11 protein-coding genes and 1 pseudogene are annotated in these 14209 nt (G+C 74.4%); 8 read left to right on the top strand and 4 right to left on the bottom strand.

Features of this window, described 5'->3' with window-relative positions; genetic code table 11:
• The first annotated feature begins 8 nt into the window (after positions 1 to 8).
• The 3 genes from uvrB (at position 9) to ACVJO7_RS04280 (ending at position 5061) form a co-directional block, all read left to right on the top strand.
• Positions 9 to 2228 carry an excinuclease ABC subunit UvrB gene (uvrB, locus tag ACVJO7_RS04290; RefSeq protein ID WP_491671805.1) on the top strand — a complete coding sequence of 740 codons (2220 nt, stop codon included), beginning with the start codon at positions 9 to 11 and terminating at the stop codon, positions 2226 to 2228.
• Positions 2229 to 2354: 126 nt separating this feature from the next.
• Positions 2355 to 3653 (top strand): glycosyltransferase family 87 protein, encoded by a 1299-nt coding sequence (locus ACVJO7_RS04285; protein ID WP_344026262.1) that lies wholly within the window; start codon positions 2355 to 2357, stop codon positions 3651 to 3653.
• A gap of 208 nt (positions 3654 to 3861) precedes the next feature.
• Positions 3862 to 5061, top strand: coding sequence for a GAF domain-containing protein (locus tag ACVJO7_RS04280; protein WP_491671936.1), 1200 nt, complete (start codon positions 3862 to 3864; stop codon positions 5059 to 5061).
• 90 nt (positions 5062 to 5151) lie between these two features.
• Here the strand turns inward: ACVJO7_RS04280 and ACVJO7_RS04275 are convergent, their stop codons facing one another.
• Complete coding sequence (locus ACVJO7_RS04275; RefSeq protein ID WP_491671804.1) at positions 5152 to 6066, bottom strand: ABC transporter permease; 915 nt, start codon at positions 6064 to 6066, stop codon at positions 5152 to 5154.
• The gene (locus tag ACVJO7_RS04270) at positions 6063 to 9275 is read right to left on the bottom strand and encodes an ATP-binding cassette domain-containing protein (RefSeq protein ID WP_491671803.1); all 3213 of its coding nucleotides are present in this window, start codon (positions 9273 to 9275) and stop codon (positions 6063 to 6065) included. The genes ACVJO7_RS04275 and ACVJO7_RS04270 overlap by 4 nt, the downstream gene beginning before the upstream one ends.
• A gap of 468 nt (positions 9276 to 9743) precedes the next feature.
• Between ACVJO7_RS04270 and ACVJO7_RS04265 the strand changes: the two genes are divergently transcribed.
• From ACVJO7_RS04265 to ACVJO7_RS04250, 4 genes and pseudogenes are all read left to right on the top strand, one after another.
• Complete coding sequence (locus ACVJO7_RS04265) at positions 9744 to 10838, top strand: TerC family protein (RefSeq protein WP_491671802.1); 1095 nt, start codon at positions 9744 to 9746, stop codon at positions 10836 to 10838.
• Between the two features lie 40 nt (positions 10839 to 10878).
• Positions 10879 to 11001, top strand: coding sequence for a hypothetical protein (locus ACVJO7_RS04260; RefSeq protein WP_491671801.1), 123 nt, complete (start codon positions 10879 to 10881; stop codon positions 10999 to 11001).
• Positions 11002 to 11045: 44 nt separating this feature from the next.
• Positions 11046 to 12170, top strand: a pseudogene (locus tag ACVJO7_RS04255) (NAD(P)-dependent oxidoreductase); the annotation flags it as partial.
• 115 nt (positions 12171 to 12285) lie between these two features.
• The gene (locus tag ACVJO7_RS04250) at positions 12286 to 12429 is read left to right on the top strand and encodes a hypothetical protein (RefSeq protein ID WP_491671943.1); all 144 of its coding nucleotides are present in this window, start codon (positions 12286 to 12288) and stop codon (positions 12427 to 12429) included.
• 12 nt (positions 12430 to 12441) lie between these two features.
• Here the strand turns inward: ACVJO7_RS04250 and ACVJO7_RS04245 are convergent, their stop codons facing one another.
• Together ACVJO7_RS04245 and ACVJO7_RS04240 are read right to left on the bottom strand one after the other, a co-directional pair.
• The gene (locus ACVJO7_RS04245) at positions 12442 to 12954 is read right to left on the bottom strand and encodes a metallophosphoesterase family protein (RefSeq protein ID WP_491671935.1); all 513 of its coding nucleotides are present in this window, start codon (positions 12952 to 12954) and stop codon (positions 12442 to 12444) included.
• Positions 12951 to 13328, bottom strand: coding sequence for an FKBP-type peptidyl-prolyl cis-trans isomerase (locus ACVJO7_RS04240; protein WP_344026243.1), 378 nt, complete (start codon positions 13326 to 13328; stop codon positions 12951 to 12953). Before ACVJO7_RS04240 ends, ACVJO7_RS04245 begins: the two co-directional genes overlap by 4 nt.
• Before the next feature lie 115 nt (positions 13329 to 13443).
• Between ACVJO7_RS04240 and ACVJO7_RS04235 the strand changes: the two genes are divergently transcribed.
• Complete coding sequence (locus ACVJO7_RS04235; RefSeq protein WP_491671800.1) at positions 13444 to 14070, top strand: SMI1/KNR4 family protein; 627 nt, start codon at positions 13444 to 13446, stop codon at positions 14068 to 14070.
• Positions 14071 to 14209: the final 139 nt, after the last annotated feature.

Genomic DNA, 14209 nt, shown 5'->3' with positions numbered 1-14209 from the left:
CTGGTGTCATGGCATTCGCGACCGAGGTCCCGGGCAGCGCGGCGGACCAGCACGGACACCCCGAGGCCGCCGCCGGGCTGCCGCTCGCGCACTCCGAGCACCGGCCGGTCGGCGACATCGAGCGGAAGGACGGGCGGTTCCGCGTCGTCAGCGACCTGCAGCCGGCAGGCGACCAGCCGACCGCCATCGCCGAGCTCGACCGGCGGCTGCTCGCCGGCGAGGAGGATGTCGTGCTGCTCGGCGCCACCGGCACCGGCAAGTCGGCGACCACGGCCTGGCTGATCGAGAAGCAGCAGCGGCCGACCCTGGTGATGGCCCCGAACAAGACCCTGGCCGCGCAGCTGGCGAACGAGCTGCGCGAAATGCTCCCGCACAACGCGGTGGAGTACTTCGTCTCGTACTACGACTATTACCAGCCCGAGGCGTACATCGCGCAGACCGATACCTACATCGAGAAGGACAGCTCCATCAACGACGACGTCGAGCGGCTCCGCCACTCGGCGACGATGAACCTGCTGTCCCGGCGCGACGTCGTCGTGGTCGCCTCGGTGTCGTGCATCTACGGCCTGGGCACGCCGCAGTCGTACCTGGACCGGTCGGTGCCGTTGAAGGCGGGCGACGAGATCGAGCGGGACCGGCTGCTGCGGCTGCTGGTCGACGTGCAGTACACGCGCAACGACATGTCGTTCACCCGCGGCACCTTCCGGGTCCGCGGGGACACCGTGGAGATCATCCCGGCGTACGAGGAGCTGGCGCTGCGGATCGAGTTCTTCGGCGACGAGATCGAGGCGCTCTACCACCTCAACCCGCTGACCGGCGACGTCGTGGAGCAGGTCGACGAGATCCGGATCTTCCCCGCGACGCACTACGTGGCCGGCCCGGACCGGATGGAGCGGGCCGTCCGCGACATCGAGGCCGAGCTGGAGCAGCGGCTCGCCACCCTGGAGAACCAGGGCAAGCTGCTGGAGGCCCAGCGGCTGCGGATGCGCACCCAGTACGACATCGAGATGATCCGCCAGGTCGGCTTCTGCTCCGGCATCGAGAACTACTCGCGGCACATCGACGGCCGCGGCGCCGGCACCGCACCGGCCACGCTGATCGACTACTTCCCGGACGACTTCCTGCTCGTCATCGACGAGTCGCACGTCACGGTGCCGCAGATCGGCGGCATGTACGAGGGCGACATGTCCCGCAAGCGCAATCTCGTCGAGTACGGGTTCCGGCTGCCCTCCGCGGTCGACAACCGCCCGCTGACCTGGGAGGAGTTCGCGGACCGGATCGGGCAGACGGTCTACCTGTCGGCGACCCCGGGCCCCTACGAGCTGAACCGGACCGGTGGCGAGTTCGTCGAGCAGGTGATCCGGCCGACCGGCCTGGTCGACCCGGAGGTCGTCGTGAAGCCGACCAAGGGCCAGATCGACGACCTGGTCGCCGAGATCCGGGACCGCACCGAGCGCGACGAGCGGGTGCTGGTCACCACGCTCACCAAGAAGATGGCCGAGGACCTCACCGACTACCTGCTGGAGCTGGGGATCAAGGTCCGGTACCTGCACTCCGAGGTCGACACGCTGCGCCGGGTCGAGCTGCTCCGGCAGCTCCGCTCCGGCGAGTACGACGTGCTGGTCGGCATCAACCTGCTCCGCGAGGGCCTCGACCTGCCCGAGGTGTCGCTGGTAGCGATCCTCGACGCGGACAAGGAGGGCTTCCTGCGGTCCGGGACCTCGCTGATCCAGACGATCGGCCGCGCCGCCCGGAACGTGTCCGGCCAGGTGCACATGTACGCGGACACGATCACCGACTCGATGCGCTACGCGATCGACGAGACCGACCGGCGCCGCGCCAAGCAGGTCGCCTACAACACCGAGCGCGGGATCGACCCGCAGCCGCTGCGGAAGCGGATCGCCGACATCCTCGACCAGGTCTACCGGGAGGCCGAGGACACCGAGTCGGTCCCGGTCGGCGGATCCGGCCGGAACGCCTCGCGCGGCAAGCGGGCCGCCGGCGAGGCCGGGCGCTCCGGTGCGGCGGCGCAGAGCTCCGGGGTGGCCGGTGCCAAGGACACCGCGGGGATGCCGCGGGCCGAGCTCGCCGACCTGATCCAGCAGATGAACGACCAGATGCTCGCCGCCGCCCGCGATCTCCAGTTCGAGCTGGCGGCCCGGCTCCGCGACGAGATCGCCGATCTGAAGAAGGAGCTCCGCGGGATGGACGCGGCGGGGGTGCAGTAGGCCGGGTCCGCGCGGATCACGGCGGGGCGCCCCGCTACCGTGGACCCCCGTTCCCGCACACCCGGCCGCCCCGGCACGCTCCCCGCGTCGTCCGGTGCCGCCCCGCCGCGCAGCGGAGGAGCCCGCGTGACCGTCACCCGCACCACGCCCGACCCGGACGTCCCGCCCGGCGCCGGCTCCGACGGGCACCTCGGCGTCGTGTCGTGGCTGCGGTCCGCGGCGACCGCGTGGGTGACGCTGCTGCTGACCGTGCCGCTGCTCGTCGCGTCGCTCTACTGGTCCTGGATCCGGCTCCGCAACTACGCGCTCGACCTGGACATCTACCGGATCGGGGTGCAGGTCTGGCTGGCCGGCGGGGACATGTACGGCGAGCTGCCGCCGCCGCTGCACGGCCCGGTGCTGCCGTTCATCTACCCGGTGTTCGCGGCGATCACGATGATCCCGCTCGCCGTCGTCCCCTACGCGGTCGCCTTCACCACCCAGTTCGTCGTCTCGGTGGTGTCGCTGGCGATCTGCGTCGTGCTGGCGATCCGGATCGCCTGGCCGGCCGGCGGCTGGCGCGCCGGCGTGGTCCTCGGCGTCCCGGTGCTGGCGGCGGCGCTGCTGACCGAACCGGTCGCCCAGACGTTCGCGTTCGGCCAGATCAACCTCGTGCTGATGGTGCTCGTGCTGGTCGACTGCCTCGCCCCGCGCACGCTGTGGCCGCGCGGGATGCTGCTCGGCCTCGCCGCCGCGATCAAGCTGACACCCGCCGGGTTCGTGCTGTTCCTGCTGGTCCGCCGGGACTGGAAGGCGTGCGCCGTCGCCGCCGTCACCGGGATCGTCGCCACCCTGGTCGGGTTCGTGGTCGATCCGGCGTCATCCTACCGGTACTGGTTCGTCGGCGGCCCCGCCGCCGGGGTCAGCGGATCGACGTTCTTCTCCAACGAGACCGTGCAGGCGGTGCTCGCCCGCCAGGAGGTCCCCGAGCCCTGGTTCACCGTGCTGTGGCTGGCCATCGTCGCGGTGCTGCTGGCACTGGCGGTCCCGGTGATCCGCCGCTCGGAGCCGGTGCTCGCACTGGCCGCCACGGCGGCGGTCGTGCTGATGGCGACCCCGACCGCCTGGTCGCACCACTGGGTCTGGGTGGTGCCCGGGCTGATCGCGATCGGCGCGCACGCCATCCGGCACCGCTCGGTCGCCTGGGCGGCGCTGGGCGCGGTGATCGCCGCGATCTTCTACATCGCACCGTTCCGGTGGATGCCGAACGTGTGGGGCGTCGAGATGAAGTGGAGCCTCTGGGAGCAGGTGCTCGGCGCGAGCTACGTCATCCCCTCGGCGATCGCGCTCGGGCTGGGCTGCTGGTACGTCACGCGCGGACCGGGCCGCCCCGGCGGGCCGCAGGCGCCTGCACCGGAGCGGCTGCGGGTCGGCGAACCCCGCTGACCGCGGTGCGCCGGCCCGGCCGGCCGATCCCCGGGCCGGCCGGTCCGCCGCCCCGGCCGGCCCGCCCGTCCTGCTATGGCGCGGGCCACACCGCGGACCTAACCTGGGTGCGGTGGAGGTGGATGTGGACCCTGCCGGCGGTGACGCCCGGGACCAGGCGAGCATCTGCGCGGTCCGGCCGGGCACCGACCTGGGCCGGCACGCCCGGATGCTGTCCCGCCTGCACGACGCCGTGCTGTCCGGCGACGCCGCCCCCGGCCGGGCCCGCAGCCTGGTCGCGCGGTCCTGGGACCGGGTGCGCGCGCAGGGTGTGAACCCCGATGCCGGCGACCCGCCCGGCCCGCTCGACGCCGGCGTCGTCGAGCGGCGGCGGTCGGAGTCCCCGCTGGTGCCGGTCCTGCCCGCGCTGCGGTCCGCGCTGACCTCGGTCGCCGAGGACGCCCGGCACGTCATGGTCGTCACCGACGCCGACGGGGTCCTGCTGTGGCGGGAGGGCTCCTCCGCGGTCCGCCGCCGCGCCGACTCGCTCGGCTTCACCGAGGGGGCGGACTGGTCGGAGTTCTCGGTCGGCACCAACGCCATCGGCACCGCGCTCGCCGAGGACGGGCCGGTGCAGATCTTCTCCGCCGAGCACTTCGTCCGCAGCCACCACGGCTGGACCTGCACCGCGGCGCCGGTGCACGACCCGCGCAGCGGCGAGCTGCTCGGCGTCGTCGACATCTCCGGCCCGGCCGAGACCATTCACCCGACGACGGTCGCGCTGGTGAACACCGCCGTGCGGCTCGCCGAGGCCGGACTCTGGCAGCGGCACGAGGCGCGGCTCGACGCGCTGCGCACCATCGGCGCACCGATGCTGGCCCGCACCTCCGGCCCCGGTCTGGTCGTCGACGACCACGGCTGGGTGGCCGCCGCGACCGGCCTGCCCGCGGTGGAGCGGGTCACCGCGCCCACCGCGGACCGGCTCCTCGCGGTGCACGGGCTCGGGCCCTGCCTGCCCGAGCCGGTGCCCGGCGGCTGGCTGCTGCGCCCGGCGTCCGGCGGCGGCGCCCAGCGGATGCGGCTGAGCCTGGACCTGGACGGCCGCCCGCCGAGCGCCGTCGTCGAGGGCACCGGCCGCTGGGTGCATCCGCTGTCCACCCGGCACGCCGAGGTGCTGGTCCTGCTCGCGCTGGCCGGCTCGACCGGGCTGGACGCCGCGGCGCTGTCCGAACGGCTCTACGGCGACCGCGCCCACCTGGTCACGGTGCGCGCCGAGATGTCCCGGCTGCGCCGCGGGCTCGGCGGGATCCTGCTGGCCCGGCCCTACCGGATCGCCCCCGGCGTCGAGCTGGACCTGGCCGGGCTGGCGCACAGCCGCGTCGTCCGCGGGTCGACCGCCCCGGGGGTCGCCGCGCTGGCGCGCGGCTGACCGGCCCGCCCCGCCGAGATGCAGCGGAGCGGGCCTCGGAGATCGACAATTCGCGCTGGGACGCATCTCGGCGGCCGGCGCGGCGTCGTCTCAGCTGGTGATGTCCTTGCGGGTGAACCGCCAGGCCGCGGCGGCCATGAACACCGTCGCGTAGCAGACCGCGGAGAACGCGCCGTAGGTCATGTCGGCCCAGTCGACGTCGGTCGCGAGCAGCGCCGACCAGGCGTCGCCGTAGTGCGTCGGCAGGAAGTTCCGGATCACCCCGAGGTCCTCGATCTGGTCGATGATCTGCGACACGATCGACGCCATCACCGCCCCGCCGACCGCGCCCAGCGGGGCGTCGGTGCTCACCGACAGCAGCAGCGCCAGCCCGGCCACCCAGCTGAGCTGGATCATCAGGAACACCGCGCCGAGCATGACCCGGCCGACCGCCGTCCAGAACGGCAGCGACTCGCCGATCGGGGACACCAGGTCCCCGGTGCCGTAGGCGACCGCGCCGACCACCAGCGCCGCCACCGGCAGCAGCAGCAACGCCGCCACCGACAGCAGCCCGGCGACGATCGCCTTCTGCCGCAGCAGCCGGGCCCGGGGGACCGGCACCGCGAGCAGGTAGCGCAGCGACGACCAGGACGCCTCCGAGGCGACGGTGTCGCCGAAGAACAGCGCGACCAGCACCACGAGCAGGAAGCTCGCCGACGCGAACAGCGTGAACACGGCGAAGTTCGCGGCGCTGCCCGACGCCAGGTCGACCAGGTTCGGGCCGGACGCCCGGCCGTCGTCGTCACCGAGGGAGAACGCGGCCAGCAGGATTAGCGGCATCGCCAGGACCAGGCCGAACACCACCTGGGTGCGCCGACGGCCCAGCTGGCGGGCCAGCTCGGTGCGCAACGGCAGCGTCCGGCCGGGGACGGCGGGCGGTGCCGCCTCGCCGGCGACCAGGTCACCGACGTGCCCCCGCCGGGTGGAGAGCTGGCGCTCGTCGTCCGTCGCTGCCCGGTCCGTCACTGCATGCCCCCGCTCACGTCGCGCCCCTCCGGGCCCACCAGGTCGAGGAACGCGTCCTCCAGCCGTCCGCGCGGCCCGGCCGCGCTCACCGCGACACCCGCGGCTACCAGCGCCGTCACCACCTCGGCCCGGCCCACGTCGGCCAGGTGGGCGTGCACCACGTCCGGCTGCTCACCCGGGACGACGTCGCTGACCCCGTCCATCCCGGACAGCACCTCGGTGGCCCGCCCGGCCGGCTCGACGGTGAACGTCGATCCGCCGCCGGCCGCGGTCAGCTCGGCGACCGTGCCGGAGGCGACGACCGTGCCCCGGTGCATGACGACGACGTCGGTGCAGGTCTGCTCGACCTCGCCCAGCAGGTGGCTGGACACCAGCACCGTCCGCCCGCCGGAGGCGTAGCGGCGCAGCAGCTCGCGCATCGCGTGGATCTGCGGCGGATCGAGCCCGTTGGTGGGTTCGTCGAGGATCAGCAGCTCCGGCAGCCCGAGCATGGCCTGGGCGATCGCCAGCCGCTGCCGCATCCCCTGCGAGTAGGTGCCGACCTTGCGGTGCACCGAGTCGCCGAGCCCGGCGATCTCCAGCGTCTCGGCCATCCGGGCCTGCTCGATCGGGCGGCCGGTGGCCTCCCAGTAGAGCCGCAGGTTGTCGGCGCCGGACAGGTGCGGCAGGAAGCCGGGGCCCTCGACGAAGGCGCCGATCCGGGACAGCACCGCGGCGCCGGGCCGGATCGGCCTGCCGAACGCGCGCATCTCACCGGACGTCGGCGCGATCAGCCCCATCAGCATCCGCAGCACGGTGGTCTTCCCGGCGCCGTTCGGCCCGAGCAGGCCGAGCACGGCGCCGCGCCGGACGGTGAAGGACACGTCGGAGACTGCCCGGAAGCCGTTGCGGTAGGTCTTGGCGAGCGCGCGGACCTTCAGCGGCGGCGGGTCCGAGCCGGCCGGCGCCGCGGCGTCCGGGTCGGCGTGCCGGGACCGGCGCCGGGCGAGCAGCCACAGCACGAACGCGGCGGCGAGCACGCCGGCGGTCCCGAGCACCGGCCACAGCGGGACGGTGCCGGCGCTCTCGGTGCGGCCGGGCACCTCCGGTACGGACAGCACCGGGGCGCCGGCCAGCCCGACCTGCCAGACGGCCGGATCGGTCCCGGAGGCGAAGCCCTGGTCGGTCGTCGACAGCTGGACCATCAGCCTGCTGCCCGCGGTGACCGGGACGACGACGCCGGGGAGGGTCACCGTCGTCTCGACGGGGGAGCCGTCGGCGGGGACGGCGACCCGGATCGGGGCGACCGCGTTGCCGAGCAGCGTGCTGCGACCGTCCGGGGACAGCGCGGTGACCGAGCCGAACAGCACCGCGGTCTCCGGCGCGGGCTGGCCGGGGACCCGGGCGACCTGCACGGTGACCCGGGCGGAACCGGACGGCTGCATCGGCTCGGCGACCGGCTCGGACACGAACCGCGCGGCCTGGCCCGGCGTGGCGAGCCCGGACAGCGAGCCCACCGAGCCGAGCGACCCGAGCGCCGATCCGAGGCCCGGCAGCGAGGTGATCGTGGCCGGGTTGCCGCCGGGCGGGTGCACGACGAGCTGCTCGTCGCCGGACAGCGGCACCCCGGTCGTGGGGGTCTCGCCGCCGGTCAGGCCGGGATAGGCGTCGGCGAGGACGGTGCGTCCGGTGGGCGTGTCACCGCTGGTCCGGACGTTGCTGCGCACCTGGTAGGCGAACGGCGCCTCGGCCAGCGACCCGGCGGTGCCCTCGGCGGCCGGGAGCCCGCGCAGGTGCTCGTCGAACCAGTCGCCGATCCGGCCGCGGACCTCGGAGTCGGCGGCGCCGCCGTCGTGCCCGCCGGCGAACCACAGCACGGACACCGGGGTGCCGTTCGCGGCGATCCCGCGGGCGTTGGCGTCGGCCTGGTCGAGGCCGAACAGGGTGTCCTGCTCGCCCTGCACCAGTAGCGTCGGGGCGGTGATCCGGTCGAGGACGGTCGCCGGCGAGGACCGGTCCATCAGCGCGGCCAGCTCGGGGGAGATCCGGCCGGTCCGGGCCGCCTCGGAGTAGGCGGCGCACAGCTCCGGCGCGAAACGGCCGCAGGTCAGCTGGGCTCCGGGGGTGGGACCGGGCTGGAGCTGCGCGACGGCCCCGGGCGCCGGGACGGTCCCGGTGCCGCCGGTCGGTGCGCTCTCGCCCGGGCCTGCCGCGCCTGCGTCCGCGGGGCCGGCCGCGCCCGCGCCCCCGGGTGATCCCGTGGCGTCCCCGGCGCCGGCGGGCGTGCCGGCACCGTCGGGTGTCCCCGCGCCGAGTCCGCCGCCGCCGGCCGGGCCGGTGCCGCCGGTGCCGTCGGTGCTGCCGGTGCCGCCGGTGCCGTCGGTGCTGCCGGCGCCGGCTGTGCCGTCCGGGCCGCCTGCGCCGGCTGTGCCGTCTGTACCGTCCGGGCCCTCGGTGCCGCCGCCGAACGAGCCCGCACCGGCGTCACCCGCGCCGTCCGCCCCGGCACCACCGCCGGGGACCTGGCCGCCGGAGCCGAAGAACACCCCGGCCCAGCCGCTCTTGAACACCCCGTCCGGCGCGTCCGCGGCGGCGGCCGGGGTGCCCGGCAGCGGCCCGCCGGCCGGTGCCGCGTTGTTCGGGAACAGCGACTGCCCGAGGTCGTTCCAGGTGATCGACGGGGCGATCGCGTCGACCCGGTCGTCGTACCCGGCGAGCAGCAACGCCAGCCCGCCGCCGTAGGAGCCGCCGGTGACGCCCACCCGCGGATCGCCGTCGCCGTCGCGCTGCACCTCGGGCCGCTCGGCGAGCCGGTCGATCAGCCGGGACGCGTCGGCCACCTCACGGTCCGGGTCGTTCAGCCCGATGACACCGCCCGATGCGCCGAAGCCGCGCGCCGTCCAGGTCTGGACGACGTAACCGCGGTCGGCGAGCTCGCGGGCGTCGCGATCGACACCGGCCTTGCTGCCGCCGAAGCCGTGCGCCACCAGCACCGCCGGCGCCGGGGCGTCCGCCGACGCCGAGGCCGGCAGGTAGAGGGAGGTGTCGATCTCCACCGTCCCGGGCTCGCCGGGGCCGGCCGGCACCGCCACCCGCTCCTCGGTGACGGCGACGCTCCCGCCGTCGTCACCGGTCGCCGCTGCGGCGACCGGCGCGACCGAGACCAGCAGGCCGGCGGCGAGCAGGGCGATCAGCGGGCCGGGGGCGGCCCGGCGGAGGAGGGGGCGCACGTGCACCTCTTCGAAACTACGCAGATCGCGTCGGGCCCGCCGTCGCGGCCCCACCGGTGTCCGCATGATCACTTCGGCGGGTGGGGTGCGGGGTGCCGGACGCCGGCGAGGACCCGCGCGGGCGGCACGACCACGACCCGATCCACGGGGGCACCCCGGCGCACCGCCCGGACCACACCGGACCGCGCCGGAGCAGGCACAACACCGACGAACCGGACGGACGGGGACATCCATCGGGTACATCGGGGTGCCGTCGGTCACCCCGTCTCGCCACGCAACGCACCGGGGAGCAGACTCGATCCGATCCGCAGGGGAGTATCCCGTTCGCGGTGGTGTCGTCAGCACGGTGACGGCGGGCAGCGTCCCGCACGTTCCCCGGCACCACCGGCCACGCCGGACGCCGACAGCGGCGTCGTGGCGGGAGAGACCTCGGGCCACTCGACGACGCCCTGGTCCTGGAGGCACTACGTGAACGTCCCGCTGTGGGTCTGGCTGGTCACGATCGCCGGCTTCGTGCTGGTGATCGGCTTCGACCTGTTCGTGAACGACCACAAGCCGCACGCGGTGACCCTCGGCGAGGTGACCCGCTGGGTGGTCTTCTACGTCGCGCTGGCCGTCGCGTTCGGCGTCGGCGTGTGGCTGGTCGCCGGTGGCGGCTACGCCGGGGAGTTCTTCGCCGGCTACCTGACCGAGTACTCGCTCTCGGTCGACAACCTGTTCGTCTTCCTGATCATCATGTCGGCGTTCAAGGTGCCGGTGATCCACCAGCACCGGGTGCTGCTGGTCGGCATCGTGATCGCGCTGGTCATGCGGAGCATCTTCATCGCCGCGGGCGCCGCGGTCATCGACCGCTTCAGCTGGGTGTTCTACCTGTTCGCCGCGTTCCTGATCTACACGGCGTTCTCGCTGGTCAGGCAGGCCGCCGGCAGCGACGAGGAGGAGTGGCAGGAGGGCCGGGTGCTGCGCCTGGTCCGCCGCGTCTTCCCGGTCACCGAGGACTACCACGGCGCGCGGACCACCGTGCGGATCGACGGCAAGCTCTGGCTGACCCCGATGCTCGTCGTGATGATCGCGATCGGCGTCACCGACATCATGTTCGCGCTGGACTCCATCCCGGCGATCTTCGGCCTGACCCAGGAGCCCTACCTGGTGTTCACCGCGAACGCGTTCGCGCTGATGGGGCTGCGCCAGCTGTACTTCCTGCTGGGCGGCCTGCTGAACAAGCTGGTCTTCCTGTCCTACGGGCTGGCGGTGCTGCTCGCCTTCATCGGCGCCAAGCTCGCCCTGCACGCGCTGCACGAGAACGAGCTGCCGTTCCTCAACGGCGGCGAGCCGCTGCCGGTGCCCGACATCGGGATCGGCGTGTCGCTGGCCGTCATCGTCGGGGTGCTGGCCGTCACCACGATCAGCAGCCTGGTCGCGGTCCGGATCCGGCCCGAGCTGGCCGAGCGGGGCAGCGCGATCACCGCGCCGCCGCTGGCCCGCACCCGCGAGGAGGCGGACCGGATGGTCGCCGAGGACGAGCAGGCCGACCACCACGTCACGGCGCCGCGCAGCGAGTAGCTCCGCGGGCCGGACGGCCGGCAACCCTTACCATGCCGCCATGGCCGCCGGGGAGTTCCGCACGATCTCGATGCTCTCGCTCGTCGACGAGTGCCATCGCCAGATCAGGGGGCAGATCCTCGGCGGTGACCTCCGGGCGGTGCGCCGTTGCGGGACTCGGTGATCGCCCGGGCGACGGGAGTCAGCCCCGTCGTAGCCACGGTGCGGATGCCGCGGCGCGACGCCCGCTATGCCGACCTCACCGACCAGATCCGGCTCATGCTCGTTGCGAGCGACGTCTCCCCGGTGCTGGACGATCTTCGTCAACGAGTCCACGAGGAAGCAGCGCAAGGGCCTGACCTCGTCGTACATGGTGGCCGGAACGCTGACGGGATCGATCCTCGCCGTCGTCCTGTTCGCCGTGATCAGCGCGTCGCTCAGCGAGCAGGCGTTCCTCGCCTGGGCTGGCGGGTGCCGTTCCTGCCCGGGGCGGTGTTGACCGTGATCGGCCTGCTGCTGCGACGCAGGCTCGGCGAGTCGCCGGAGTTCGAGCGGGTCGAGGCCGAGCGCCGGGCCGGCCGGATCGAGTGCGCCCGGACCAACCCGCTCGCCGCGATGGCCGCCGCCTTCCGGGCGAACCCCCGCAACTTCGCCACCCGGATCCCGCTGGGCGAGGAGGCGGCGCGGGCCTTCGCCGGGCTGGACGTCCGGTTCGAGACCGTGGACGTGCGGACCGCCGACGGACTGGTGGCGGCCACCCGGGACGCCGACGCGGTGATCAGCCTCGCCGAACCGTTCGACGCGGCTGTGATCGGCCGGCTCGACCGGTGCCGCTCGATCACCCGGTTCGGCATCGGGGTGGACAGCGTCGACGTGGTCGCGGCGACCGAACGCGGTATCTGGGTGACCAACATCCCGGACGCGAACCATCGCGAGGTCGCGGTGCACGCGCTGGCGCTCGCGCTGTCGGTGACCCGCAGGCTGCCGGTGCTGGACCGGGCGATGCACGCCGACGGCGCCGCACCGCTCGCCCTCGCGGCCGGGACCCGGCGGCCCGACGTGCAGACGTTCGGGATCGTCGGCATGGGGCGCATCGAGCGCCGGGTCGCCGAGCTCGCCGCGGCGGTCGGCCACCGGGTGCTCGCCACCGATCCGGTGGTCCCGGCCGAGGCGATCGCCGCGGCCGGTGCGGAGCCGGTCGGGTTCGACGAGCTCGTCCGGCGCTCCGACGTGCTCTCGCTGCACGTCCCGCTCACCGACTCGACCCGGCACCTGGTCGACGCCGGGGTCATCGACCGCATGCCGCGGCACGCGGTGCTCCTGAACGTCTCCCGGGGCGGGCTCGTCGACGACACGGCGCTCGCCGCCGCGGTGCGGTCCGGGCACCTGGCCGGCGCCGGGATCGACACCCACGGGGGGGCCGGCCCCGCGGGCGGCCGGGCACCCGCTGCTGGGCCTGCCGAACGTCGTGCTCACGCCGCACTCCGCGCACTACAGCGTGGAGTCGTTCGACGAGGCCAAGCAGAAGGCGGTGCTCGACGTCGCCCGCGTGCTGCGCGGGGAACGCCCGGTGTACCCGATCAACGAGATCGGGGCCGTCCCGTCCGGCTGAGCCCGGCCGGTGTCAGCCCGGCCGGCGGTCCGGTTCCCGGTGGTGCAGCGCCACGTCGCCGATCCGGCCGCCGGCCAGGGTCAGCGTCATCCAGGTGTGCGTGGGCATCCGCCGCCGGTCGGTGGGGGAGCCCGGGTTCAGCAGGCGCAGACCCTCGGTCGTGGAGTCCCACGGGATGTGCGAGTGCCCGAACACGAGCAGATCGGTGTCCGGGTGCGCGGCGAGCGCGCGGCGTTCCCGGCCCTGCCGGGCGCCGGTCTCGTGGGTGACGGCGACACGGACGCCGTCGATCGTGACCCGGGCGGTCTCCGGCAGCCGGGCACGCAGCTCGTCGCCGTCGTTGTTGCCCCAGCACGCCACCAGCCGGGCGGCCCGCTCCTCGAGCCGGTCGAGCAGGTCGACCGTGCACCAGTCACCGGCGTGCACGACGACGTCGGCGGCGTCCACCGCCGCCCACACCGGCCCGGGCAGGTCCTTCGCCCGGGCCGGGAGGTGGGTGTCGGAGATCAGCAGCAGCGAGCTCAGTTCACGCCCACCAGGTCCACCACGAACACCAGGGTCTCGTTGGGCGCGATGACGCCGCCGGCGCCGCGCTCGCCGTAGCCCAGGTGCGGCGGGATGACGAGCCGGCGGCGGCCGCCGACCTTCATGCCGGTGACGCCGGTGTCCCAGCCGGAGATGACCTGGCCGGCGCCGAGGCCGAAGCGCAGCGGCTGGCCGCGGTCGTAGGAGTTGTCGAACTCGCGGCCGGTGGACTGCGACACGCCGACGTAGTGCACGGCGACGGCGTCGCCGGGCTTCGCCTCGGTGCCGTCGCCGAGGCTGATGTCCTCGGCGAGCAGGTCGGTGGGCAGGGGGCCGTCGACGATCTCGACGGCGGGCTTCTGCGGTGCGGTCACGGCTGCTCCCTGGGCGCGGTGCGGTGCTGTTCCGACGTCGGTCGGCTGTCCGGGGCGACCCTGCCAGAGCCGCGCCACCGGGCCGCGGCGGGGCACGGCGTGGCAGGCTGCGCGGGTGCGCGATTCCGACGGTGACGTCCGGGACGCCTGGCTGACCTGGCTGGGCACCCTGGACCGGGCCGGCTACCCCGGTTCGGCGATGGCCGCGCCGCCCGCCGGGCCCGGCGCGGTGGACGCCGCGGAGCGGGAGTTCGGCCGGCCGTTCCCGCCCGGCCTGCGCGCGCTCTACGCGCTGTCCGACGGCCAGCAGCCGGACGCCGGACCGCTCCCGGTGACGACGACGATCTTCCCCGGCACGTACGCGCTGCTCCCGCTCGGCCAGGCGCTGCGCGAGTACCGGAACTGGGTGCAGATCGTCGGGCCGGGGGAGTCGGACCCGGACGTCGACGACGTGATCACCGTCCGGGCGGGCGATCCGGTGCGCGCCCGCTACTGGGACCCGGGCTGGTGGCCGCTCGCGACCGACGGCGGCGGCAACTCGATCGCCGTCGACACGGTCCCGGAGCCCGGCGGCACGGTCGGCCAGCTGGTCGTCGCCGGTCCGGACGAGGACGAGCGCCGCCTCGTCGGCACCGGCGTGGCGGACTACCTGCGGCGCCTCGCCGCGTCCCCGCTGCCCGTGCCGCCGGCGCCGCGGCCGGGCGATCCGTTCCTGTTCTGGGACGTCCGCAGCCTGCGCTGACCGCGGCCAATCGGCCGCCGGGGACGTTTCGGGCAACCCGGCATCGCGCTCCGATGCGCCGCGAAAATCAACACTGTTCTCTGCAACATATGTTTGCGAGCATCTACTGCGTCGCGGGTCCCGGACGGGCTACTCCGGA

The sequence above is a fragment of the Pseudonocardia sp. DxW genome, from assembly GCF_058448985.1.
The sequence above is the reverse complement of the archived record's forward strand: the minus strand, read 5'-3'. Positions and strand labels throughout refer to the sequence as shown.

Coding starts and splice junctions, on each gene's coding strand:
- uvrB (WP_491671805.1), top strand. CDS start 9: ATGGCATTCGCGACCGAGGTCCCGGGCAGCGCGGCGGACCAGCACGGA.
- ACVJO7_RS04280 (WP_491671936.1), top strand. CDS start 3,862: ATGCTGTCCCGCCTGCACGACGCCGTGCTGTCCGGCGACGCCGCCCCC.
- ACVJO7_RS04260 (WP_491671801.1), top strand. CDS start 10,879: ATGGCCGCCGGGGAGTTCCGCACGATCTCGATGCTCTCGCTCGTCGAC.